Raw genomic sequence first — 25,690 nt, 5'->3', positions numbered from 1 at the left:
TAATATTATTTCATTTTATTGCTAAAACATATATTAGAATGTTTACATTCGCACCGAATTTTGGTTTGAGGTTGTTGTCAATCTCGATTAAAAGGGAATCCAGTGAAAAGATGGATGATTAACGAATAACAAAATAGATTTGGGAATTAAAACTTCAAAAATTAAAATCGTTAATCAAGATTCTTCATTCTGGAACTGTTCCCGCAACTGTAAGCTACCAAGCTTTGTGTTACACTTCAAATGTCACTGTTACACTATATCGTAATGGGAAGACCAACACAAAGACGCAAGTCAGGAGACCTGCCAAATTCAAAAAAACAAGTCGAACTTTCGGGATAAAAGTTTGAGTATGAATTACCATACTTTCTCGAACAATTAATTTTAAAATGAACAAAAAAACACTGTTTTTTGGTGTGTTTTGTGCTACATCAATTTTTGGATTTGCGCAACAACTAACAGATTCTACGCAAGTAGAACAATTGGATGAAGTCGTGATTACCGACTCAAAATTTAATCTTAAGCGTGAAAATTCTGGTAAGGTAATTACCAAAATATCACATGAAGACCTTCAACACTTACAAGGAAAAACCATAGCTGAGATTATCAACACAACAGCTGGAATTGAGATTAATGGAAGTAAAAGTAATGCGGGTCAAAACTTAAATTATTACATCCGAGGAGGGAGGAATAGACAAGTTTTGATATTAATTGATGGTGTTGCGTTGACAGATCCTTCACAAATTGCCAATGATTATGATTTACGTTTACTGAATCCAGACCAAGTAGAAAGTATTGAGATATTAAAAGGTGCGTCGAGTACTTTGTATGGTTCTGGAGCAGCAACAGCAGTTATCAACATTAAGTTAAAAGAAGCTTCAAAAAGTGCCATTTCGGCTGATTTTAAAAGTGTATTTGGAACTAACCAATCCCAAAATGACAGTGATTATGCTATAGAGGATTTTAGAAATAGTATTTCAGTAAATGGAACACTTGGTAACTTTAATTATTTAGCAAGCTTTGGTAATCAGTTTACTGATGGTTTATCGGCTTTGGAAGCGGGAATCGAATCTGATGCCTATAATGCTATCAATGGTAATCTGAAATTAGGTTACCAATTTTTAAATCAATTTAAAATGCATGCTTATGCCAGTTTTGATCGGTTTAAAGCGGAATTTGATGACGCTTCAACTTTTACAGATGCAAATAATTATTCAATAAGCAAGCAGTATCGTGTCGGGATTGCCCCAGAGTTCAGCTACAAAAAAGGGAGCATTACTTTAAATGCTGCTTATAATGATGTTCAACGCGTTGTGGCTTCTGGTTATCCAGCGGAATATACTGCAACCAGTTTGGTTGCAGATATGCTTAATAGATATCATTTTAACAACAAATTCTACACAATTTTGGGTGTGAATTTTCAAGAAAGCGACATGGAAAGCTATCTAATTCCATTTGGATCTACCAATTTAGAGCAAAGTATTGATCCAGAAACGGCAACATTTAGCATCCTTGACCCTTATGTTAATGTGGTTTATGTTTCTAAATTTGGTTTGAATGTAAATGCTGGGGTTCGTTTAAATAATCACAGTGAATATGGAAGTCATTTAGTTTACAGTTTAAACCCGTCTTTTATAAAAAAATTCAATTTTGGTTACTTAAAAGGAATGGCTAGTTATAGCACGGCTTATATTACACCTTCATTGTATCAATTATATGAACCCGCTTACGGAAATGCCGATTTAAAACCTGAAGAAAACGAAACGATTGAAGTTAGTATTGAAGCTGGAATTAAGGATAAAGCGACTTTAAGTTTAGTGTACTTCACAAGAAACGAAACTAATTTTATAGACTTTGTGGATATGGGCAATTTTGTTTACCAATACAACAATGTGGATGATGATTTTACCGCGAGTGGTTTGGAATTCGTTGCTAATTATAACATTACCAAAACATTACGAATAAATGCCAATGTTACCTATACTCAAGTTGAAGACCATTTGAATTTAAGAATTCCTGAATTTAAGGGAAATGCACAATTGGATTACAATCTATTTCAAAACACATTCTTAAGTTTGGCATACCAGTATACAGCTGATAGGCACGATGCTTATTTTAATAATGCAACTTTTGAAACAGAGGATGTTATTTTAAAAAGTTATAATATTCTGGATTTTTATGTGAGTCATACAATTTTGGATGGTAGGCTGAAACTATTTGCCAATGTGAACAACATACTTAACGAAGAATATCAAGAATTGTACGGATATTCAGCCAGGGGACGTAACGTAAATATCGGATTTAATTTAAGTTTATAATGGAAAATCTGGTCATTGAGCGAATCGTAATGACCAGATTTTTTATTTTTCTACATACATATTGTCTTGTAATGGTGTGAAATCACTTTTACTGCCAATAATTTTTAAGGGTTCAAAAGTTTGACTAGCAATGCGGCTGTTATCCTCAATATGTTGCAAGGCAACAGATAGGAGCAATTCATTTTCGTCTCCCAATGCGCCCATATTGGCGTAATTTTCAGAGACCAAAATATCAGGATCCAATCCATTGAAATAATCGGTTACTCCAGCAACATTCACAGACTTAAGTACCAAAGGCTGCATAGCATATAAATGTGAAGGGTTGGCACCACTTCTCCTAAAATCAGGAGAATCATAGAGCGTGATGGAAGCTTGGTATTTTCCAGTTGTTGAAGTTCCTATCTGTACAACATCCAGGTAAGGCCTTAAACAGTTAATAACCAATTCACTCGCTGATGCTGAACGCTTGGTTGTTAAAATATAAACACGATTGAGGTTGAGAATATTTAAAGGAGTCCCATCATCATTATTGGTGAATCTATTAGTTGTTGATTCAGGTGACAATTGTGCCTGAATATCACTGTTCCATTCTTCGGTATTAAAAACTTCACCGTTTCTACCAGCAATCATGCTAGACAATAAAATAGCTGTATTGACTGAACCACCTGGATTATAGCGCAAATCCAAAACCAAATCCTGAACATTGTTGCCTAAAAAATATCCAAAAGTATCATTTAATTGAGAATCAAAATCCCGAGTAAATCCATTATAAACCAAATAACCAACATTTCTACCAGCAACATTAAAAACATCTCTTTTAAAAATGGGATTTTCAGTGTAAGGTGACTTGGTTAATGTAATACTTTGTCCGTTTGGTGTTATACTATCATCACTGGGCTCTGGAGTCCCATTATCATCATAAGTTCCTAAATTTATGGTATAAGTATTGCCGCTCAATAAACTTTGATAATTACCTCGATTAAGAGGAGTGCCATTAATGGCGTAAAAAATATCACCTCGTTGTACGCCTTGATTGGCAGCACTGGAATTTGGTAATACATAACCTACATACCCAAAAATATCCGAAGCGCCAGTTTGTCGCTCCACGAGGCCAAAATCCATCCCGTTATTTTGCGTAGTGCCATTCAAAAAGGCTTCTAAAGCTATATAATCATTAGTAATCCAGCTGAATTTATCTATAGTTTCAGGCTCATATCTTAAATGATTGAATAGAGCTTCAGGAGAATTAAAACTATTTAAAAAAGCATTGTACTCAACTTCATTAATGAAGCGGTCATTTTGCAAATCATTAACTTCGTCTTTGTACAGATAATAATAATTTAATCCGCGCCAAACAAAATCATTTATGTCTTTGACTGAAGCAGGATTATCATCTATATCTTCGAAACACCCTACAAATAATAAGGGAATGACAATTAGGAATAATTTAAAAATTGATTTTTTCATAGCTAAATAGGATTCTTTTTCACCTTAAAAGTAATTACTTTATGGCATAATAAAAATTATTTGTAACAAAATTAATTGTTATTCGTCGTAATGATAAATACCCCCAAAAAGGGTAATTTTAACCAACCACAACTTATGACACAGAGTGAATTTTTAAATATTGTCATGCCTTTTAAGGACAAGGTGTTTCGTTTAGCTAAACGATTGCTGGTGTCTAGAGAGGAGGCTGAAGATGCCACTCAAGAAATATTGTTGAAGTTGTGGAACAATAAAGCAAAAATTGAGGAGTATAAAAATGTCGAAGCATTTTCGATGACCATGACGAAGAATTTTTGCTTGGATAAGTTAAAGTCCAAACAAGCTCAAAACTTAAAAATTGTACATAGCAATTATCAAGACCACAGCGTCTCTGTACAAAAACAAGTTGAGTTAAATGATAGTTTGGATTGGGTAGGGAAGATTATTGAAGACCTGCCAGAACAACAAAAAATGGTTATCCAGTTGCGGGATATTGAGCAGTATGATTATGATGAGATAGCTAAAATGTTGGATATGAATAATACGGCTGTACGCGTGGCATTGTCACGAGCCAGAAAAACAATAAGAGAAAAATTAACTAATACGCATAGATATGGTATTAAATAATATTGAAAAGTTACTTGAAAAGTACGAAAATGGCGAAACAAGCCTAAAAGAAGAGCAACAGTTAAAAAGCTATTTTTCTCAAGAAACTGTAGCGCCACATTTAGAAATGTATAAACCCATGTTTACGTATTTTTTGGTAAATGAAAAAGAACAGTTCACCAAAAACATTCCATTAAAAACTAAAAGAGTATTCGACTATAAGTGGATATCTGTAGCTGCAGTGGCCGTTCTTTTAATCAGTGTTTATTTTGCAAATCCATTTGGAACTCCAGATGATTTAGGTACTTACGATGATCCAGAAATGGCTTATAATGAAGTAACCAAGGCATTGGAGTTAATTTCTGCAAATTTCAACAAAGGTGCTGGTAAAGTAAACTACTTGAATAGCATGGAAACCGGAATGTCTAAAGTTGGCTATCTGGATGAAATGCACAATACCACAAAGAAAATTTTTAAATAACACTAGAACAAAATAAAATGAAAAATAAATTAATATTCACACTCATGGTCATGGTTATGATACCATTGACTTCCATGGCACAAGATATATTTTCCAAGTACGACGGAAATCCAGATGTTACTTACATTGACATCAAACCTAAAATGTTTCAAATTTTAGCCAAAGTAGATGTTGAGACAAATAGTCCAGAAGCTCAAAATTTTACAGAAATGGTCAATAGTATAACGAGCTTAAAAGCTATTGTTACTGGAAAACAAACAGTTTCATCGGATATTGCTAATTGGGTAGACTCCAAATCTAAAAGTTTAGAAGAATTAATGGAGGTTAGAGATGAAGGTACTGTTGTTAAGTTTTTTGTCAAAGATGGTAAGGAAGCTGATCATGTTGAAGAACTTTTAATTTTTGTTAATGGTATCAGTAAACACATGAATGGTTCTCAAACGAATAACGATACCAAAAAGCGCAACATTGAAACAGTTGTTGTGTCATTAACAGGTAACATTGATCTGAATCAATTAAATTTCGATTTAATAGGCGATCAAGTCCAAATGAAAGAATCTTCAGCAAATATTTTAACGGAAGACAGTATGCTTTTTAAAGAGCTGAAAATCTATCCGAATCCATCACAGGACATGGTAACAATTAACTTGCCATCTGAAATAGAAAATGATGTCGATATAACGGTTTTAAATGCTCAAGGAAAAGAAATACAGAATCATATCATAAATTCAGAAAATAACACTTTAAATGTTTCCGATTTACAAGCTGGAGTCTATCTCATTCAAATCCAATATGATGATTCACGTGTTGTAAAACGTTTTGTAAAACAATAAATTAAACATTAAAAAAGATATAAATTCAATTACCAAATAGTAAAACAATGAAAACTCAAATAAACTCTAAAACAAAAACAATGAAAAAGTATACAGTAACCCTATTAATGGCGATTATGTTATTACCATTAACATCTATGGCACAGGATATTTTTGCCAAATACGCTGAAAATCCAGATGTAACCTACGTGTCTATTAAACCAAAAATGTTTCAAATGTTAGCTAAAATGGATATCAATACGGATGATCCAGAAGCACAGGAATACATAAAAATGGTAAACAGTATTACCAGTTTTAAAGTAATTACTACTGATAACAAATCCATTTCAACTGATGTAACTGGCTGGGTGAATTCACGTAAGAATTCTTTAGAAGAACTAATGGTTGTGAAGGATGATGGTGTCAATATGACTTTTTATGTAAAAGAAGGTCGTGATTCAGACCACGTTAGTGAATTCCTAATGTTTGTTGATGGTTTGAGTGCCATTACTAAAGATGCCAATATTGAAATGAACGGCAAGAAACGTGAGTTTGAAACTGTTGTCGTGTCACTTACTGGTGATATTGATTTGAACCAAATTTCAAAATTGACTCAAAAAATGAACATCCAGGGTGGTGAGCATTTAGAAAAGCAGAAAAAGTAATTTCATTTAAAATTAAGATAGATGAAAACATCAATCAAAACAATATTGTTCGGTTTACTAGCATTATCTATGCTGGTAAGCTGTAACAATGGGCCATCATTACAAACGTATTTTGTGGACAATCAAGAGTCTGCAGATTTTATTACTGCAGATATTCCAACATCTTTGGTGACTTTACAAGAAGATTCGCTTACAGAAAGCCAAAAAAAGGCCTTTAAATCGTTGAAACGATTAAACTTTTTGGGATACAAAAAGAATGAAAATAATGTAGACATTTACAATTCAGAACTTTCCAAGGTGAAATCCATTTTAAAGGATAAGAAATACATTGACTTAATGGAATTTAGTGATAAAGCCATGAAGTTTGATATCAAGTATATTGGAGATGACGATTCGGCCGATGAGGTTGTGGTATTTGTAAATTCACCCGATATGGGCTTTGGGATAGTACGTGTTTTGGGTGATGATATGCGTCCTGAGAATATGGCAACATTGGTTGATGCCCTTCAAAAAGCTGATTTTGATGAATCGCAATTAAACGGCATTACTGATTTTTTTAAATAAACAATTAGTTTAATATGTTAATTGAAAAAGTGACCTATGATGGGTCACTTTTTTTTATGATTGTTTGTCTTGGTCGTCTTTCAAATGAACCCAAATAATATTGAGTAGTATCATTATCAGGCCCAAGAGTAATAAACCAATAATGGCGAAATTTTCCAGTATGCCGAAAATACCAGATACTACAAAAAGGATCGTGACTACTAGGCAGAGTATTATGGATTGTTTGTCGGTTAGCATAAAGTTTTGGTCATAATTTCAGGATCCTATTTTAATTTCCAAAAGCCTTCATATGGATAGCTCATTATTGAATCATAACTTCTGCTACCATATTTATTATCTATCTTAACATAAAAGTTTAAGGTGTCATTTTTAACTTTATCTAGGTTTAATTTGTAGGCACCGTAATGATTTTTAATTGTATCTCCATTCTCATATTGAGAATTTTTGTAATTCCATTCACCATTCAGGATAGTTATATCATCATCATTAAAACCTACAATCACCAATTCTCCTTCAAATTTTGAATCAAGCGTTTTAGAATTCTTAATTGAAGGTATAATTCTTAAGTCAGCATTATCAAAAATAAATTTATTTCTAATTATATTATTTAAGCTATCATTTTCAGCTTTCAAACTTGATATTTCGTCTTTTAATTTAAAGACTTCATCATTTTTGCACTTAAATAAAAATATTGATAGTAGTAAGAATATAACTATTTTCATATTTAAACTATAATATGTAGAAGTGATACACTAAATACCCGTGTAATTACTTGGTGAAATAGCTTTTAGTTCTGTTTTTATTTGATTTGAGACCTCTAATGTATCAATAAAATTCGAAATTGAGGTTTTATTGATTTTGTCGTTGGTTCTGGTCAATCCCTTTAAGGCCTCATAAGGATTGGGATAGCCTTCACGTCTTAAAATGGTTTGAATGGCTTCGGCAACCACCGCCCAATTATTTTCAAGATCTTCAGCAAACTTGTCTTCGTTCAGCAATAATTTGTTTAACCCCTTTAATGTTGATTTAAAACCTATTAATGTATGTCCAAAAGGCACACCAACATTTCGAAGCACTGTACTGTCAGTGAGGTCACGTTGTAAGCGAGAAATAGGGAGTTTTGCTGATAAATGCTCAAACAGCGCATTGGCAATGCCCAAATTACCTTCACTATTTTCAAAATCTATAGGATTTACTTTATGCGGCATAGCCGAGCTGCCTACTTCACCAGCCTTAATTTTTTGTTTAAAGTAATCCATAGACACATAAGTCCAAATGTCACGATTCAAATCGATGATGATGGTGTTTATACGTTTCAAACAATCAAACAAAGCAGCCATATGGTCGTAATGCTCAATTTGGGTTGTAGGGAAGGAGTGATATAGTCCTAATTTACCTTGTACAAAATCAGCTCCAAAAGTTTTCCAATCCACATTAGGATAAGCAACTTTATGGGCATTGTAGTTTCCAGTAGCGCCACCAAATTTAGCAGCACTAGGAATATCATTCAATAAATTGAACTGTTCTTTTAGACGCGTACTAAAAACGGCAATTTCCTTTCCTAATCGTGTTGGCGAAGCTGGTTGGCCATGCGTTCTTGCAAGCATCGATATTTTGGACCATTCTTCAGAAAGCGATTGGAGTTTTTCCAATACCAAAGTATATTCAGGAACATAAACATCATTCATGGCATCTTTAATACTTAACGGTATAGCTGTATTATTGATGTCTTGAGAGGTTAGTCCAAAATGGATAAATTCTTTGTATTTGGAGATGTTTAAAGCATCAAACTTTTCCTTAATAAAATATTCAACGGCTTTGACATCATGGTTTGTCACCTTTTCAATGTCCTTAATAGCCGAAGCATCAACGGCTGTAAAATTTTTATAAATGGACCGTAAATCTTCAAATAGATTCGAATTGAAATCTGCCAATTGAGGCAACGGAATTTCACACAGCGCAATAAAATATTCTATTTCAACTTGAACGCGATATTTAATAAGGGCTTCTTCTGAAAAATAAGGTGCTAGTTTTTCAACTTTATTTCTATAGCGACCATCAATAGGAGAAATGGCATTCAAAGATGATATAGACATGATTTATTTGTGTTTTTTTGAAGTTGCAAAGATAGTTTTTTTCGGTGTAAGAGTGAAGTTAAAAGCATGAAGTTTTTGAGCAAACGCCTAATTATTTGACTATATTTAGGTACTTAAACATAAAGCCATGAAAAAATATTTTTTACTGTTTTTGGTATTTCTACCTGCCATAAGTTTTTCTCAATCATTTAAAAAGTCGGAACCCTTTACACATACTTATTCCATAGTGGCTCGCGATTCTGTTACGGGAGATATGGGTGTGGCTGTCCAATCGCATTGGTTTAATGTTGGCGGAATAGTTATTTATGGAGAAGCAGGTGTTGGTGTTGTGGCCACGCAATCTTTGGTTAATCCCAGCTATGGGCCTAAAGGATTAGCATTGATGTCCCAAGGATTAGATCCACAACAGGCTTTGGATGCATTGTTGGCTAATGATTCAGGTCAAATGTACAGGCAAGTCGCTTTTTTAAATTCAAAAGGGCAGGTTGCTGCACATACGGGAAGTTTGTGTATAGCTGAAGCGGGACATCGAAAAGGTAAAAACTTTTCTGTTCAGGCCAATATGATGTTGAATAATACCGTTTGGAATGCCATGGCAGAAGCTTTTGAAGAAGCGACAGGTAGTTTAAGTGAGCGTATGTTAGCAGCTATGAAAGCGGCAGAAAATGAACGTGGTGATATCAGAGGAAAACAGTCTGCAGCCATTTTAATTGTTAAAGGGAAATCAACAGGAAATTCATGGGAAGATACGGTCATGGATTTACGAGTGGAAGATCATGAAAACCCTACTCAAGAGCTGGAACGTTTGATACAAATTCATAAGGCCTATGATTTTATGAATAAAGGTGATTTGGCTATGGAAAAAGGGGATTCTGTTGAAGCTGAAAAACTTTATTTAAATGCTCAAAAACTATTTCCTGAAAATTTGGAAATGCAATATTGGTATGCCATAAACTTGTTAAACAATAAGCAGTTTGAAAAGGCTGAACCTATTTTAAAATCGATTTTTAAACAAAATAAGGATTGGAAAACCTTGACATCCCGATTAATAGTGAGTAAGCTACTAGCTGTCTCTAATGAAGAATTACAACAAATATTAAGTTGGTAAATCAATTCTTGATTTTTTTGAGGACATGGCGCGCTCGAGCTTTAAATCCAGAGCTTTGCATTTGATAATCGCGTTCTAAAATCAAAGCTAATTCGGGGTGAATCCAATCGTAGTCGTGTCCGAGTAAATAGAGTGTATTCATAGCATAGGCCTTGGGAGCTATTTTTTCATCGTTAATCATATAATCAAAACACGCTTCTATGATGCGTTCCTTGTGAACTGGTTTTAAAGCAGTCTTAATTTTGTTATCGGTCTTTGAATAATAGGCTTTTACCAAATATTCACAAACTTTCGCTACTGGGCGAACAGCAGGATCTAAATGAACCTTGTGCATATGTTCCGTAAACTTATCTAAAAATGGTATGGAAGCTTCTAAATTTTCGCCACACATAAATTCGAAGACCCAAGCCGCTCTGCAAGATACTTTATCATCTACCATAAAAAGTATATCTAACAACTTGGAAATCAGGTCGGGATTTTCAATGACCAAATTGGCATAATGCAAGCGTTTTTCGCGTGAATGGTTGACATAATTTAATTCTTCGTAAAGTTGTTCGGTAGTCACGAATATTTTCTATTTTTAAAAATCTAAAATTACATAAAATGAAAATAACCAAGAAACTCTTAATCATACTGTTAGTCCTATTTGTTATTGCGCAATTTTTTGGCCCTGAAAAGAATGATGGTGATTTGGCCATCGATGCTTTTTTAGCCGATACCAATCCGCCACAGGATGTTGCAGTCATTTTAAAGGAAAGTTGTTATGATTGCCATAGTAATGCCACAAGATATCCTTGGTATAATAACATTACACCAGTCAATTATTGGTTGGCAGACCATGTGGAACATGGCACCAAGCATTTTAACGTATCAGTTTGGGACGAATATTCTACAAAGAAGAAAGACCATAAATTGGAGGAGTTAGTTGAAATGGTTGAAGAAAAAGAAATGCCTTTGGAATCCTATACCTGGACTCATACAGAAGCTAAATTAACAGATGCGCAAATTCAATCGGTTATTAATTGGGCTCAAGCCGTCAGGGTTAAATACGGATTAGAAGCCAAGCCAGAATAATCCATGCCTAAATTGCTGATTATAGGCTATGTTTGGCCAGAAATCAAGAGTTCTGCGGCAGGCTGGCGTATGATGCAGCTCATTGAAACATTTCAGTATCTAAAATATCAAATTACATTTGCCAGTCCATGTGAAAAAATGGAAAATGCCTTTGATTTGAAAGAATTAGGAATTGATTCCGTTTCGATAGAAGTTAATTCCAGTTCTTTTGACCATTTTGTAGCGGCATTCCAACCCCATGTCGTAATGTTTGACCGTTTTATGATGGAAGAACAGTTTGGTTGGCGCGTTGCTGAAAATTGTCCGAAAGCATTACGAATTCTAGATACTGAAGACTTGCACGGACTTCGTAAAGGGAGACAGTTAGCCTTTAAAGATCAAAAAACCTTTGATAGAACCTATTTAATGAATGATACTTTTAAACGGGAATTGGCCAGTATTTACAGGTGTGATTTAAGTATGATTATTTCGGAGTTTGAAATGGATTTGTTAGTTCATGATTTACAGGTTGATAAATCCCTTTTGGCTTATTTGCCATTTATGGAAGATAGGCTAGAAGAAGATCGTACCGCGGAACTGCCAAGTTTTGAATCACGTCAACACTTTATAACCATTGGTAACTTTTTACACGAGCCCAATTACCAAGCGGTTTTGTATCTTAAACAGACCATTTGGCCGTTGATTAGAAAACAATTACCAAAAGCCGAGTTACATGTTTATGGTGCTTATCCTTCACAAAAAGTAACCCAATTGTACAATGAAAAAGAAGGTTTTATCATCAAGGGATTTGCTGATGATGTTAATCAAGTCATGCAACAAGCTAAAGTGTGTTTGGCACCACTGCAGTTTGGTGCGGGATTAAAAGGGAAGCTCATTGATGCCATGAAAAATGGTACACCATGTGCCATGAGCACTATTGCTGCTGAAGGGATGTTTGGTAATTTCGAGCCTCATGGATTTATTACAGATGACCCAACCGAATTTACTGAACAAGCTGTAAAACTTTATACCGATGAACTGCTTTGGAAAAACAAGCAACAAAACGGTTTTACCATCATAAATGAGCGATATAATAAAGAAATACACCAAAGAGAATTTATAAACCTTTTACAAAAACTTCAAGGTAACTTGGGAAATCACAGGCTCAACAATACAATTGGGCAAATACTCCAACACTATACTCTACAAAGCACCAAGTATATGAGTAAATGGATTGAGGAGAAGAATAATAAATGATATGAAAAAGGTTTTGATTTTATTTATTGTTTTATCTAGCCAATTATCTTTTGCGCAAAATGTTATAGTAAAAGGTAATATAATTGATAGCTGGAATTCACCATTTGCAGGATCTCAAGTAATTAACATCAATAGTAAAGAAAAAGTTATTGCTGATTTTGATGGAAATTATAGCATTAAGGCTAAACTTGGAGATACTTTATTATTCAAACCACCAAAGGATATAGAGAATTGTTATACAACATCTGAAAGAATCGTTTTCAATGATTCTAATATTGATGTCAAATTGTGGTTTTTAGAGACGATACGTTATAAGTTTTGTAAGACTAAACCGAGAGAATTACTTGTTTTCATTGGTAAATTGAAATTTGTCAAAGATATTCATGAAGATGTTGAAAATATATTTGATCCTAGTTTGTGCATTGAGGTAATGAACACTTATGGCGTTGGGCAATATCTAATTATTAAGGAAGTTCACGGTGATTTTTTACATGAAAAAAGTAACATTCTTTTTGATATTTCTGAACATGGATCTCAGCATAGCATAATTTCCACTAAGCCTAAATATGCACTTCTCATTGTTGAAAAATATTGTGACGATAAATATTATTTAATTCATCATCACGCCCTATACAGGAGTATTGATAATAAATGGGTTATAGAGTATCCAAATTTGTATCCTCATACAAAACAAATAGATTCTTTGGTATTAGGAAATATTCGATATAATAGGAGAAAAGGGATTATTAAGACTAATAGAAAGGATTTAGATTCTTTAAGAAAATATTTAAAACCGCCATATTTTTTGAATAGAGGGAAGAGTTTTTATCCCGCAAAAGACTATTATCCAGAAGATTATTTTAATATTTGGAAATCAAACCAAAAGGAATGGATTTATGATAATTGAAGTAATGTATTTTATTGCTTACCTTTAAATTCAATATGATAACCAACCAACTATTCTCTATGAAATCCATTAAAAAATCCCCAGCAGTATTCTTTTTATTGCTGGTTTGCTGTTTTTGCCAAATTCATGCGCAAGTTACTTCACGTCAAATAGACTCCATTGTCAATTATGCCATGAGCAAGTTTAATGTGGCTGGTTGTGCAGTTGCGGTTGTAAAGGATGGAGGCATATTGCATGAAAAGGGTTATGGTGTCAAATCTATTGCAACCAATGAGTGGGTTAACGAACATACCAATTTCGCCATAGCATCTAACAGTAAGGCCTTTACCACAGCGGCGTTGGCTATTTTGGTGGAGGAAGGCAAAATAAACTGGACAGACAAGGTTAAAGACCATATTCCAGAATTCACCATGTATAATGATTATGTGGAGGACAATTTTAATATTGTCGATTTGGTAACCCATCGCAGTGGTTTAGGTTTAGGTATGGGTGACCTGATGTTTTTTCCCCAAGGATCCGATTTCACCATTGATGACTTGTTGGCAAATTTTCAGCATTTTAAACCCGAATCGGCTTTTAGAACCAAATGGGATTATGACAACCTGTTGTATTTGGTGGCTGGTGAATTGATAGCGAGAAAGAGCGGCATGACTTGGGAAGCTTTTGTGGAAAGCAGAATTTTTGAACCACTAGGTATGGACAATACCTATGGATCCTTGGTAAATATTAAAAATACAAATAATTTATCTGCTTCTCATTCCACAGAAAAGGGAGACATCAGAATCATTCCAACCTTTGAAGAAATGATTAATGGTGCTGCTGGAGGTATATTTTCTAATGTCAATGATTTGTCTCAATGGCTATTGTTGCAATTAAATAAGGGGAAATATGGACAAAATCTGAATAAACAATTATTTTCCACTTCCAACCATAATGAGATGTGGAAGATACACACGGTTATGGATGTGAATCCAAATCCGCGTTACAACTCGCATTTTTCGGGTTATGGCTTGGGTTGGTTTCTGTCAGACGAGAAAGGAAACATGAAAGTGGAACATACCGGTGGATTGCCAGGTATGCTATCTCAAACGATTTTATTTCCAGATTTGAATTTGGGTATCGTTATTTTGACTAATACCAGTAATGATGGCGGTGGTTTATTTTCTTCAGTTTCACAGACTATACTGGATATGTACTATGGATTGGAAGATTTTAAATGGATTGATAAATATGCGGCATATATGGCATCCAACAAAAGTGGCGATGATGCGGCTACAAAAAAGGTTTGGGAAGCGGTTGCCAATATGAACCAAGACGCTGTTGATAAGGATAAGTATATTGGTATTTATGAAGATGTTTGGTTTGGTAAAATAGAAGTCTTTATGAAAGGAAAACAACTCTGGATTAAAAGCCACCGTTCGCCATTGCTCAATGGCCCATTAAAACTTTATAAAGATGAAACATTTGCAATTAAGTGGGAATATCAAGACATGAACGCTGATGCTTTTGCGATGTTCACTTTAGACGAAAACGGCAAAGCTAATGGCCTTACCATGAAGGGTATTTCACCCAACATAGATTTTAGTTTTGATTTCGAGGATCTCAATCTAAAACGCGTAGACTAATGGTATCGGCATTACGAAAAATCAGAAAGAAATTGTTAGAAGAGAAAAGGGCACAACGCTATTTCTTTTATGCTATTGGGGAAATTGTTCTCGTGGTTATAGGTATTCTTATTGCCTTACAGATTAACACATGGAACAAGGAAAAACAAAACAGAGTACTTGAAACGACCATTCTTGAAAATTTAAAAGAGGACTTAGAAATCCAAAAGGAATTGATTCAAGAGCAAATAGATTTTGAGACCAGTATTTTAATTCAAGTAGATTCTGCAAAAACCTTTGTTTCGGATACCGCAGACAAAACCGTACTAGAAAGATTATTTAGAGATCTTGGTGCAAGACGCACGTTTAAAGCCAACCGTGCTACATTCAGTAACATGATTTCCAGCGGTAGTATTAATCTGATTGCAAATGCAGATTTGCAGAATAAAATTGTGAGGTATTTTCAACGTCTAGATTATACGGAATCTGTTGTGAACAATAACAACTTGTATATGGTAGATTCTAACTTTGGCGCTTTTGTGGCTAATAATGGTTTGGGTTTAGAAGTTGATGAAAACAACAATATTGTAGCCACTACAAAATTCACTAATAAGGATAAGGCCACCATATTATCACAACTTACTTATCGAAGTGCTGGTTCTGACAGTGTCAAAAATTTAAGTGAAACCTTATTGCAGGTTACCAATGATTTAATTCGGGAAATCGAGCACTATTTACAGTAGTTTTATACGTTCAATGGCTTGACTCACGCCAACAGTTGCTGGCTCTGCAATAACAGTAAGATTATTAGAACTGTTTATTGCTGGATTTGGGTCTATGAAATATGTTTGTGTGCCATTGGGAACGTAATGCATCAAACTTGCTGCTGGATAAACTTGCATACTGGTGCCTATAATCATTAAAATATCAGCAGTGGCACAGATATCAATAGCCTTTTCAATCATCGGTACAGCTTCGCCAAACCATACAATATGAGGCCGCATTTGATACCCTTGATTGCAAACATCTCCCAAAACCAAATCGGTTGTCCAATCAACAAAATCATGTTCGTTATAAGTACTTCGGGCTTTTAGCAATTCACCATGTAAGTGCAATACGTTAGAACTGCCTGCACGTTCATGTAAATCATCTACGTTTTGAGTGATAATAGTAGTTTTAAAATGATTTTCAAGACTAGCTAAATCCTTGTGCGCTGCATTAGGTTCAACTTCGTGTAATTGTCTTCGCCGCTGATTATAAAATTCCAAAACCAATTCGGGATTTTTAGCAAAGCCTTCCGGAGAAGCTACTTGCATGACATCATGACCCTCCCATAGACCGTTCGCATCACGAAAGGTTTTCAAACCGCTTTCGGCACTCATGCCAGCTCCAGTAAGTACTACAACATGTTTCATGGTTTAAAATTATAAAAATTACCAGATAATAATTAAGAACTTATTTAGTTTTATACTTTAAATTGTAAATTTAGACAGTCTAAAAATCAAAACATGAAAAATCTTTTAGTGGTATGCATTTGCTTTATGACAATTCTGTCACTAACCAATTGCGCTAATGATGATAATATTACCCGAATAGAATCTAGCCTTGTCTATAAAGTTTATGAATTAAATACGATAAGTGATCCCAGTGTTACAGGTTATGCACGATTTGTAAAAAATGAAGACCTATCGGTTACCATTGAGTTAAACCTTTCGGGATTATTAGCAGACCAAATGCATCCTGCTCACATTCATTATAATACTGCGGCCGAGACTGGAGCTATAGCCTTGACTTTGGGAACAGTTAATAGTAATACTGGTAGAAGTGAAGTAACCATTACTGAACTCGATGATGGTACACCCATCACTTATGAGGAGTTGTTGGATTTTGACGGTTATATCAATGTGCATTTAAGTAGCACCAATTTGGATATTTTAGTAGCTCAAGCTGATATTGGTCAAAATGAGTTAATAGGTGTTACAAAAACTTATGCGTTATTGCAGTTTGATAACTCGGAAATTAGTGGATCAGCTAAATTCTCTCAACGAAAGAATGGTGAGGCATTGGCAACTATTCAACTTACGAACGCTATAGATGGCGAAATGCATCCGTCGCATATTCATCGGAATACGGCATTAGAAACGGGTGAGATTGCATTAACATTTAACCCAATCGATGGCAATACAGGAATCAGTTATACCAACATTAATCAATTAGATGACGCAACACCTTTCATGTATGAAAATATAGCAGATTTTGATGGCTATATTAATGTTCATTTGAGCGAGACAGATAACAGCATAGTTTCGCAAGGTGATATTGGCAGAAATGAGTTAACTGGTGAATCGGTAGTATATGACTTAAATGAAGTGGATGTTCCGGACATCAGTGGGACTGCTTCTTTTTTTCGACGTCAAAATGGTGAGGCACTTGCTATTATTGAATTAATGAATACGCCTGTGGATGGTATGCATCCAGGTCATATTCACGAAAATGACGCCGCTACTACAGGTCCAATAATGTTCACATTCAATGACGTTGATGGTAGTACAGGTATTAGCCAAACCAATGTGATACAATTGGATGATGGTACACCTTTTGGATATGATGACGTATTGGAAGTTAATGGGTACATCAACATTCATTTAAGTGCTTCTGATTTGAATACTTTAGTTGCACAAGGAAATATTGGTGTTAATGATTAAATGGTCGATTTAGAATTACTAGAATATTTAGAAGGGTATCTCACCGAGAATAGAAAAAACCGATTTACAAAAGTACTAAACCAACGTACCAAGCATTTTACGGTAGCCATTGAAGATGTTTACCAATTACACAATACCAGTGCTGTTATAAGAAGTTGCGATGTTTTTGGCGTGCAGGAAGTCAATATTATTGAGGAGATTAATAGAAAGCGCATTGACCGAGAAATTGCCATGGGAGCACAAAAATGGGTTGATTTAAACCGCTTTAATTCTGTTAAGGATTGTTTACAAGAATTAAAGCAACAAGGTTATCAAATTGTTGCCACGACACCACACACCAATGATTGCTTATTGCAAGATTTTGATGTCACCAAAAAATCCTGTTTCTTTTTTGGCCGGGAAACAGAAGGACTGTCGCAAGAAGTTTTAGATCAAGCCGATTGTTTTCTTAAAATCCCTATGGTTGGTTTTACTGAAAGTTTGAATATTTCGGTTTCGGCAGCTATCATCTTACAACAGGTTACTTCTAAACTCAAGTCATTGGATGTTAATTGGCAACTAACTGATGAAGAGAAAGCTAGTAAACGTCTGGATTGGATTCAAAAAACCATCAAAAGTTATCACGACATCGTTAAAAGATTTTATAATCAGTAACTATTTTGTAGATTTAGCTTAACTAACTAAAACACAAACCATGATTTTTCTTTATATAGTATTGGGTATCATAGCTTTGATTTTGATACTGGCTATAGTTGCACCGAAATCCTATGATGTGAGTCGTAGTATTGTAATTAATAGAGCTTTGCCCGAAGTCTTCAAATATCTTAAATCTATTAAAAATCAGGATCAATGGTCTCCTTGGAAATTAAAAGACCCTAATATGAAGCAAACATTTACGGGAACTGATGGTGAAATCGGGTTTATCTCCAAATGGGAAGGTAATAAGGATGTTGGAATGGGCGAACAGGAAATTATAGATGTTATAGAGGAGAAGCAGGTCATTACGGAACTTCGCTTTTTAAAACCTTGGAAATCGGTTTCTAAAGGTTATTTGAATGTCGAAAAAGTAGACGATAATCAGACCAAAGTTATTTGGGGATTTGCAGGAAAAAACCCAGTGCCTTTCAATATATTCATGCTGTTTTTTAATTTTGAAAAAGCGGTAGGCAAGGATTTTGATGAAGGACTATCTAGATTAAAACAACGTTTAGAACAATGAGATATGAAATACAATATGGTTGGCTGGTTTGAAATACCAGTATCCGATATGGATCGCGCTAAAGCCTTTTACGAAGCTGTTTTTAAAGTAGATATTCATGTCGTAGATTTTGGTGGTATCTTAATGGGTTGGTTTCCAGATAGAGGTCAGGTTCCAGGTGCGCAAGGGACTTTAATAAAGCAAGAATCCTACATACCCAGTCAGGAAGGTACTTTGGTTTACTTTATTTCTGACAACGTCCAAAATGAATTGGAGAGAGTAGAAGCGGCTGGAGGCAAAATATATCAGCCTAAAACGCAAATATCACCCGAACATGGCTTTATGGGTGTATTTTTAGATTCCGAAGGTAATAGAGTGGCTTTGCATTCCAGAGAATAACGAGTTTTACAACCGTCCTTTCTTACGACTACGGCTTAATACTTTGTATTCTTCGTAGCATTCACTTATGGCATCCAAAATTTGAAGATCATTGGCAGTTTGAATAAAACTCGCCGAGTAGTTGCATTGTCTTACAATTTCATCTAAATCAACACGATCAACTTGAAGCAAAACAGTCAGCATTTCGCGGTCAAAACGCGAAGCTAGGAGGTTTCGTATCTCATCATCCTGCTTCATTTGCTTGAGTTTTTTCATCTCGTTTGGTTTTTTACCAAACATCTTATAGAGAAAATCGGCTGGATTAAAAATGGCGCCCAGTACTTTGGTTACAGAATTAGAACGGTTACCAGCTTCGTAACCAGTAGTCGGTAAACCTGAAATACTATAACGATAATTGGTGTTTATGGGTACTTGAAGTATATCAACCTCTAAAACTCCCGTAAGTCTAAATTCATTAATAACCACCTCTTCCAATGCAAGTGCTAGTTCTGTAAGTTCAATAGTTGAAGCGCCATATTTTATCCAGTCATTGGTTACACGAACTTTAATGGATTTAAAACCTAAATACGAAAAATGAAGGGTGTCGTTGGGTTGTGCTTTTAATTCAAACTCTCCTTTGCTATTGGTAGTGGTTCCAAGTACCTGGTTTAAGTTGACAATGTTAACACTTTCCATTGGGGTGCCATCTGAACTGTTAATTACAGTCCCTAAAACGCTAGTCTCCACCTCTTGCGAGAAACAAACAGCTACAGTAAAAACTGAAAAAAGTAGGAATAAGTGTTTCAACATCATGGCTAAATTAGGCATAAAAGTACTAAACAAAAAAAATAGATTCTGTTATTCTATTGTAATTTGACTAAAAATTAACAGTTTAATCGGTTTTAACAGTTATTTTCAAGCGTCTATTTTTGATAATCAGATATTTATTTTATTTTACGTAACGCTATTAATCTTTTTTCCCTTAACATGAGGTTATTTTTTTGCATAACCCTAATTCTGTTCTCAAGTTTTTTATTTGCTCAAGGAGAGGCCAACTATTGGTACTTTGGTAGTAATGCAGGATTAGATTTTAATTCTGGAACGGCCGTAGCTATCACTGACGGAGCATTGAATACCAATGAAGGTTGTTCGACAATTTCAGATTCGAATGGAGATTTATTATTTTATACTGATGGAATCCGAGTTTGGGACAAAAATCATAATACCATGCCTAATGGATTTGGGTTGATGGGAGACCCATCAAGTACACAATCTGGTATAATAGTTCCAAAGCCTAATGACCCCAATATTTATTTTATTTTTACAGTTGCTCAATTAGGTTTGAGTTCAGGGTTACGCTATTCTGAAGTAGATTTGACTTTGAATGGAGGAAATGGCGATATCACTTCTAATAAAAATATTCCACTTTTTACACCGTCAACAGAAAAAATTACGGCTATTCAGCATGCCAATGGTGTCGATTATTGGGTTATTGCCCATAAATGGAATAGCAACGAATTTTTATCTTATAAAATTACAGAATCTGGAGTTGAAATCACGCCCACAATCACCCCAATTGGTAGTGTTCATAATGGTGATCCTGCAGAAACCATAGGATATATGAAAGTATCTCCGGATGGACAAAAATTAGCTTTGGCCAAATGGCACAATACAGCATTTGTTGAAATATTTGATTTTAATTCTCAAAATGGTCAGTTTAGTAATGCTATTAATTTATCTGACATGTTTTATAATGGGCTTCAAAGTGGTCCATATGGACTTGAATTCTCACCTAATAGTGAGATGCTCTATGTTTCTGATACTGATTTTATATCAACACGGTTTAAAATTCATCAATTTAATTTAATGCATGGAAACCAAATGGATATTGCAAATTCTGATGTCATTTTATATGATGGAACTGATAGTGTTTCAGCGTTACAATTAGCAATTGATGAAAAAATTTATATAGCTAACGCTTACTCTGGATATTTGGATGTTATTGAAAATCCCAATGAACCAGGGTTAAGTTCTGGATATGTTAACCGAGCTTTGTTTTTAGAAGGTAGACAAGCTATTTATGGATTACCACCTTTCATTCAATCATTTTTCCAGGTTGGAATTAATGTAGAGTTTACTTGCGTGGGCGATGAGACTCAATTTTCAGTCAATTCAAGTCAAGAAATTGCCAATATTCAATGGGATTTTGGAGATGGGAACACGACCAGTGAAGTGACTCCCACACACGTTTATACTTCAGCTGGAACGTATCCCGTTACCGTTTCGGTGAATTCGGTTAGTGGAACCAATCGATTTTTTACAACCGATATTGTAATTCATGATGTTCCAATTGCGAATGAGGTCTCTAATTATCATTTATGTGATGATAGTACTAATGACGACGTTGAAATTTTTGATTTAAGCACTAAAGATTCAGAGGTGTTAGGAACACAATCGGATGTGTTTTTTGATATTAGGTATTATGCAAGTATGGAGGACGCCCAAAATCACGAAAACGAACTAACTATTAGTTATGCCAATATTTCCAATAGTCAAACTATTTATGTTAAGATATATAATGTTGATAATACAGATTGCTACGATATCACCAGTTTTGATTTGATAGTAGATACCATGCCAGTTGCCAATACAGTTATAGATTTGATGGTATGCGATGATGTTTCCAATGATGGCACTGAATTGGTTGATTTAACGCAGTTTAATGATGACATATTGAACGGTCAAACAGCTGCCGATTTTAACATATCGTATCATATATCTCAAGCGGATGCCGAGAATGATGCTAATCCATTACCAGATGATTTTCAGACGGTAGATAATCCGCAACAAGTTTTTATTCGCATTGAAAATGTTGTCAACGAGAGCTGTTATGATACAGGGAGTTTCGAGATTATCATTGATGAACAACCTACAGCATACCAACCTGACGATATGTTCCTTTGCGATGATCTGAACGATGGTGAAGAAGCCTTTAATTTAAGTTCTCAAAACAACCAAGTATCCAATGGACAAACGGGCTTTAATATCACCTATCACTTAAGTCAGGACGATGCAGACGATAATCAAAACCCATTGACATCGCCTTATACTAATGAAACCAATCCACAGCAAATATTCGTGAGAATAGAAAACACGAATAACAGTAATTGTTTTGACACTACCAGCTTTACTATTCAAGTGGATGCAATGCCAGTAGTCAATGTGGTTGCCGATGTGACTACTTGTGATGATGCTTCCAACGATGGAACAGAATTGGTTGATTTAACACAGTTTGATAATGCTGTACTGAACGGGCAAGCAGCTTCCGATTTTAACATCACTTACCATATTTCTCAAATAAATGCCGAGAATAGCGCTAATCCGTTACCAGATGATTTTCAAACGGTAGATAATCCACAGCAGGTTTTTATTCGCATTGAGAATGTCAATAATGCCAGTTGCTATGAAACAGGTTCATTCCAGATTATAATCGATGATTATTTGGAAGCCTATCAACCTGATGATATGTATCTATGTGATGCGCTTAATGACGGTGAAGAATCTTTTGATTTAAACTTGCAAAATGACCAAATATCAAATGGACAAACAGGAAATTTTGCAATTACTTATCACTTGTCACAAGCTGATGCCGATTTGAATGAAAACCCGTTAAGCATACCGTATACCAACATTACGAATCCGCAGCAGATTTTTGCCAGAATAGAAAACATGGAAAATTTTGATTGTTATAACACAACATCATTTTACATTGAGGCTTTAGAAACACCGGATCCAGACATGGAAACCACGTACTATTTCTGTACAGATGAAACAGTGGTTCTGGATGCTGGGTTTGGTTATGACTCTTACCTGTGGTCTACCGGAGAAACAACCCAGTCTATTGTTGTTGGTAGCGCAGGGAATTATGATGTTACAGTTGCTTACGACTATCCAACTATGCCGCCGTTGTCTTGTAGTTTTACCGAAACGGTTCAAGTCATTGAATCAGATGAAGCCATTATCAACGATATTGAGATAGAAGATTGGACGGCTTATGATAACACCATTACGGTTGAGGTTTCTGGTATTGGAGACTATGAGTTCTCAATAGATGGTATTAATTATCAAAGTAGTAATGTGTTTAATAATCTCCCTGTAGGAGAATACACGATTTACGTTAGAGATCAAAATGGCTGTGGTGTTGTTAATGAAGAGGTCTATGTGTTGTACTATCCTAAATTTTTCACACCAAATGGTGATGGCGATAATGATAATTGGCAGGTATATTTTTCTCAAACAGAACCTGATATTACCGTTTTGATTTTTGATCGATATGGTAAATTACTCAAGCAACTCAATGCCTTGAGTGATGGTTGGGATGGAACCTTTAACGGAGAACATATGCCAACATCTGATTATTGGTTTGTAGTAAACAGACCGAGTAAGGGAAAACAGTATCGGGCGCACTTTACATTAAAACGATAAACAAAAAAGCCAAGTTTTAAACTTGGCTTTTTTTTGAAATCTATCTTCTGGAACGTCTTGGTCTGGAAGAACCCGAGGACGTTCTGGTTTCAGAGCGTCTGGATTTTGATCCGCCTTCAGAGCTTCTGCGACTGCGTCTGATCCCTGAATCATTTTTAGAACTTGATCGTCTTTCACCTCTGGGTTTGTCATCGCGTCTGCGTTTACCACCATCACGACGTCTTTTACCGCGACTGGTGCTTTTGCCTTTGTCTTCACTGACTTCAACATTGACGAAGCGGCCGTTATGTTTAAAATCGGTAAAAAAGGCTAAAACTTTGTCCTGTAATTTACTTTCGGTTGTAAAGAACGAGAAACTGTCCTTAACATCGACCTTAAAGACATCATCGCGACCCAACTCTAAAATTTCTTTCAAGAAGTCTTTTAGTTTCATCCAATCATACCCATCTTTTTTACCAACATTTATAAAGTATCTTGTGTTGTCACCAGAATCTCCTGGTCGGTCACCTGATACATCACCTGAAATGTTTAAGTCATGTGATTTTTGGTAGTAATTGAAGAAACGGGTAAACTCAACCGAAAAGAACTTTTTAATCAATTCGTCTTTACTCGTGTCTTCAAATAGTTGATTGATACTATCTAAATATTTATCAATTTCATGGTTTACTTCGGTGTTGTGGATTTTATTTGCCAAGGACATCAATTGCACTTCACAAATTTCCATACCATCCGGAATATCCTTTTTTACAAAGTCCTTTTTAATGATGCGTTCAATACTTTTAATTTTTCGCACTTCACTTTTAGACACAATAACCATAGAAACACCTGTTTTTCCAGCACGACCTGTACGACCGCTACGGTGTGTATACGTTTCAATTTCGTCTGGTAATTGGTAGTTGATAACATGCGTAATATCATCAACATCAATACCACGAGCAGCTACATCCGTAGCCACAAGCATTTGGATTTGTTTATTACGGAATGCTTTCATCACCAAATCACGTTGGTTCTGACTCAAATCACCGTGCAAAGCACCAGCACTGTAGCCATCTTCAATGAGTTTTTCGGCTACTTTTTGTGTGTCGCGTTTGGTACGACAGAAAATAACTGAAAAAATATCTGGGTTGGCATCCGCTAAACGTTTCAACGCTAAATAGCGATCTCTGGCATTCACCAAATAGTATTCGTGAGAAACCTGATCACTACCCACGTTTTTAGTGCCTACCGTTATTTCAACGGGTTGATACATGAATTTTTTAGCAATGGTAGCCACTTCTTTTGGCATGGTAGCCGAAAACAACCAGGTGTTTTTTTCTTGTGGTGTATGCGATAGGATATCCGTGATATCTTCATAGAATCCCATATTCAGCATTTCATCAGCTTCATCTAAAACCGCATATTCAATTTTAGAGATATCCACCAAACGACGGCTAATCATATCTTTCATACGACCAGGTGTGGCTACAATAATTTGGGCACCTTTTTTAACCTCTTTGGCTTGTTCCGTAATACTGGCACCACCATAAATGGCTACTACATGTAAGCCTTTACAATGTTTGCCGTATTGCTTGAGTTCATTGGTAATTTGTAAGCAAAGCTCACGCGTAGGTGATAGGATTAAGCCTTGCGTGGTGCGGCTATCCATCTGGATTTTTTGCAACATCGGGAAACCAAAGGCTGCTGTTTTACCGGTTCCTGTTTGTGCCAATGCCACCAAATCGGTGTCTTGGTTTAATAAAATTGGAATGGCTTGCGCCTGGACATCACTTGGGGTTACAAAACCCATGTCATTAATAGCTTGTATTAGGTCATGATTAAGACCTAAATCTTGGAATGTGTTCATTCTGAAATGTAAGTATTCGATTATGTTATAAGGTGTTACAACAGAAGCGAATCGACATACTTAACCTGAAACTTCTTGGTAACACATCCTCACCCTGAGGAATACGAAATACAAAACGCTGTATTTCA

24 protein-coding genes and 1 riboswitch are annotated in these 25,690 nt (G+C 35.3%); of the genes, 17 read left to right on the top strand and 7 right to left on the bottom strand.

Annotation, left to right across the window (positions count from 1 at the left end; genetic code table 11):
* The first annotated feature begins 44 nt into the window (after positions 1-44).
* Positions 45-322, top strand: a riboswitch (cobalamin riboswitch).
* Between the two features lie 64 nt (positions 323-386).
* Positions 387-2,315 carry a TonB-dependent receptor plug domain-containing protein gene (locus tag C1T31_RS11585; protein ID WP_103052671.1) on the top strand — a complete coding sequence of 643 codons (1,929 nt, stop codon included), beginning with the start codon at positions 387-389 and terminating at the stop codon, positions 2,313-2,315.
* 42 nt (positions 2,316-2,357) lie between these two features.
* On the opposite strand, the gene C1T31_RS11580 is transcribed toward C1T31_RS11585, so the two are convergent.
* Positions 2,358-3,782: a S41 family peptidase gene (locus C1T31_RS11580; protein WP_103052670.1), complete on the bottom strand. Its 1,425-nt coding sequence runs from the start codon at positions 3,780-3,782 to the stop codon at positions 2,358-2,360.
* 135 nt (positions 3,783-3,917) lie between these two features.
* Here C1T31_RS11580 and C1T31_RS11575 point away from each other — a divergent pair, with 135 nt between their 5' ends.
* The 5 genes from C1T31_RS11575 (at position 3,918) to C1T31_RS11555 (ending at position 6,928) form a co-directional block, all read left to right on the top strand.
* Complete coding sequence (locus C1T31_RS11575; protein ID WP_103052759.1) at positions 3,918-4,427, top strand: RNA polymerase sigma factor; 510 nt, start codon at positions 3,918-3,920, stop codon at positions 4,425-4,427.
* On the top strand, positions 4,414-4,887 hold the full coding sequence (locus C1T31_RS11570) for a hypothetical protein (protein WP_103052669.1): 474 nt from the start codon (positions 4,414-4,416) through the stop codon (positions 4,885-4,887). Before C1T31_RS11575 ends, C1T31_RS11570 begins: the two co-directional genes overlap by 14 nt.
* Before the next feature lie 17 nt (positions 4,888-4,904).
* Entirely contained in the window at positions 4,905-5,720 is an 816-nt protein-coding gene (locus C1T31_RS11565) for a DUF4252 domain-containing protein (RefSeq protein ID WP_103052668.1), read from the top strand.
* An 80-nt stretch (positions 5,721-5,800) separates the two neighbouring features.
* Positions 5,801-6,364: a DUF4252 domain-containing protein gene (locus tag C1T31_RS11560; protein ID WP_165780105.1), complete on the top strand. Its 564-nt coding sequence runs from the start codon at positions 5,801-5,803 to the stop codon at positions 6,362-6,364.
* Positions 6,365-6,385: 21 nt separating this feature from the next.
* Positions 6,386-6,928 carry a DUF4252 domain-containing protein gene (locus C1T31_RS11555; protein WP_103052666.1) on the top strand — a complete coding sequence of 181 codons (543 nt, stop codon included), beginning with the start codon at positions 6,386-6,388 and terminating at the stop codon, positions 6,926-6,928.
* A 263-nt stretch (positions 6,929-7,191) separates the two neighbouring features.
* On the opposite strand, the gene C1T31_RS11550 is transcribed toward C1T31_RS11555, so the two are convergent.
* The gene (locus C1T31_RS11550; RefSeq protein ID WP_103052665.1) at positions 7,192-7,650 is read right to left on the bottom strand and encodes a hypothetical protein; all 459 of its coding nucleotides are present in this window, start codon (positions 7,648-7,650) and stop codon (positions 7,192-7,194) included.
* A 30-nt stretch (positions 7,651-7,680) separates the two neighbouring features.
* On the bottom strand, positions 7,681-9,024 hold the full coding sequence (gene purB / locus C1T31_RS11545; RefSeq protein ID WP_103052664.1) for an adenylosuccinate lyase: 1,344 nt from the start codon (positions 9,022-9,024) through the stop codon (positions 7,681-7,683).
* A gap of 127 nt (positions 9,025-9,151) precedes the next feature.
* Between purB and C1T31_RS11540 the strand changes: the two genes are divergently transcribed.
* The gene (locus C1T31_RS11540) at positions 9,152-10,132 is read left to right on the top strand and encodes a DUF1028 domain-containing protein (RefSeq protein WP_103052663.1); all 981 of its coding nucleotides are present in this window, start codon (positions 9,152-9,154) and stop codon (positions 10,130-10,132) included.
* Position 10,133: 1 nt separating this feature from the next.
* Here the strand turns inward: C1T31_RS11540 and C1T31_RS11535 are convergent, their stop codons facing one another.
* On the bottom strand, positions 10,134-10,697 hold the full coding sequence (locus C1T31_RS11535; RefSeq protein WP_103052662.1) for an adenylosuccinate lyase: 564 nt from the start codon (positions 10,695-10,697) through the stop codon (positions 10,134-10,136).
* A 38-nt stretch (positions 10,698-10,735) separates the two neighbouring features.
* On the opposite strand from C1T31_RS11535, the gene C1T31_RS11530 reads away from it, so the two are divergent.
* Genes C1T31_RS11530 through C1T31_RS11510 form a run of 5 tightly spaced genes read left to right on the top strand, consistent with a single transcriptional unit; the run spans position 10,736 to position 15,696 of the window.
* Positions 10,736-11,206: a heme-binding domain-containing protein gene (locus C1T31_RS11530; protein WP_103052661.1), complete on the top strand. Its 471-nt coding sequence runs from the start codon at positions 10,736-10,738 to the stop codon at positions 11,204-11,206.
* Positions 11,207-11,209: 3 nt separating this feature from the next.
* Positions 11,210-12,442, top strand: coding sequence for a glycosyltransferase (locus C1T31_RS11525; RefSeq protein ID WP_103052660.1), 1,233 nt, complete (start codon positions 11,210-11,212; stop codon positions 12,440-12,442).
* 1 nt (position 12,443) lies between these two features.
* The gene (locus tag C1T31_RS11520; protein ID WP_103052659.1) at positions 12,444-13,349 is read left to right on the top strand and encodes a hypothetical protein; all 906 of its coding nucleotides are present in this window, start codon (positions 12,444-12,446) and stop codon (positions 13,347-13,349) included.
* Between the two features lie 59 nt (positions 13,350-13,408).
* Positions 13,409-14,974, top strand: coding sequence for a serine hydrolase (locus C1T31_RS11515; protein ID WP_103052758.1), 1,566 nt, complete (start codon positions 13,409-13,411; stop codon positions 14,972-14,974).
* Positions 14,974-15,696, top strand: coding sequence for a DUF6090 family protein (locus C1T31_RS11510; protein WP_103052658.1), 723 nt, complete (start codon positions 14,974-14,976; stop codon positions 15,694-15,696). The genes C1T31_RS11515 and C1T31_RS11510 overlap by 1 nt, the downstream gene beginning before the upstream one ends.
* Here C1T31_RS11510 and C1T31_RS11505 read toward each other — a convergent pair.
* Positions 15,688-16,368 (bottom strand): SIR2 family NAD-dependent protein deacylase, encoded by a 681-nt coding sequence (locus C1T31_RS11505; RefSeq protein WP_103052657.1) that lies wholly within the window; start codon positions 16,366-16,368, stop codon positions 15,688-15,690. The genes C1T31_RS11510 and C1T31_RS11505 overlap by 9 nt on opposite strands.
* A gap of 93 nt (positions 16,369-16,461) precedes the next feature.
* Between C1T31_RS11505 and C1T31_RS11500 the strand changes: the two genes are divergently transcribed.
* Genes C1T31_RS11500 through C1T31_RS11485 form a run of 4 tightly spaced genes read left to right on the top strand, consistent with a single transcriptional unit; the run spans position 16,462 to position 19,255 of the window.
* Positions 16,462-17,658 (top strand): CHRD domain-containing protein, encoded by a 1,197-nt coding sequence (locus C1T31_RS11500; RefSeq protein ID WP_103052656.1) that lies wholly within the window; start codon positions 16,462-16,464, stop codon positions 17,656-17,658.
* Entirely contained in the window at positions 17,659-18,312 is a 654-nt protein-coding gene (locus C1T31_RS11495; protein ID WP_103052655.1) for a TrmH family RNA methyltransferase, read from the top strand. It begins immediately after the preceding gene.
* Positions 18,313-18,352: 40 nt separating this feature from the next.
* Positions 18,353-18,877: an SRPBCC family protein gene (locus tag C1T31_RS11490; RefSeq protein ID WP_103052654.1), complete on the top strand. Its 525-nt coding sequence runs from the start codon at positions 18,353-18,355 to the stop codon at positions 18,875-18,877.
* A 3-nt stretch (positions 18,878-18,880) separates the two neighbouring features.
* Positions 18,881-19,255: a VOC family protein gene (locus C1T31_RS11485; RefSeq protein WP_103052653.1), complete on the top strand. Its 375-nt coding sequence runs from the start codon at positions 18,881-18,883 to the stop codon at positions 19,253-19,255.
* A 6-nt stretch (positions 19,256-19,261) separates the two neighbouring features.
* Here C1T31_RS11485 and C1T31_RS11480 read toward each other — a convergent pair whose 3' ends face one another.
* On the bottom strand, positions 19,262-20,047 hold the full coding sequence (locus C1T31_RS11480; RefSeq protein WP_394338509.1) for a carboxypeptidase-like regulatory domain-containing protein: 786 nt from the start codon (positions 20,045-20,047) through the stop codon (positions 19,262-19,264).
* A 174-nt stretch (positions 20,048-20,221) separates the two neighbouring features.
* Between C1T31_RS11480 and C1T31_RS11475 the strand changes: the two genes are divergently transcribed.
* Positions 20,222-23,719, top strand: coding sequence for a T9SS type B sorting domain-containing protein (locus tag C1T31_RS11475; protein ID WP_103052652.1), 3,498 nt, complete (start codon positions 20,222-20,224; stop codon positions 23,717-23,719).
* Positions 23,720-23,759: 40 nt separating this feature from the next.
* On the opposite strand, the gene C1T31_RS11470 is transcribed toward C1T31_RS11475, so the two are convergent.
* On the bottom strand, positions 23,760-25,562 hold the full coding sequence (locus tag C1T31_RS11470) for a DEAD/DEAH box helicase (RefSeq protein WP_103052651.1): 1,803 nt from the start codon (positions 25,560-25,562) through the stop codon (positions 23,760-23,762).
* Positions 25,563-25,690: the final 128 nt, after the last annotated feature.

It is taken from the genome of Hanstruepera neustonica (assembly GCF_002895005.1).
Classification (GTDB): domain Bacteria; phylum Bacteroidota; class Bacteroidia; order Flavobacteriales; family Flavobacteriaceae; genus Hanstruepera; species Hanstruepera neustonica.
Note: the sequence above shows the minus strand (reverse complement) of the source record. Positions and strands in the feature narration are given on the sequence as shown.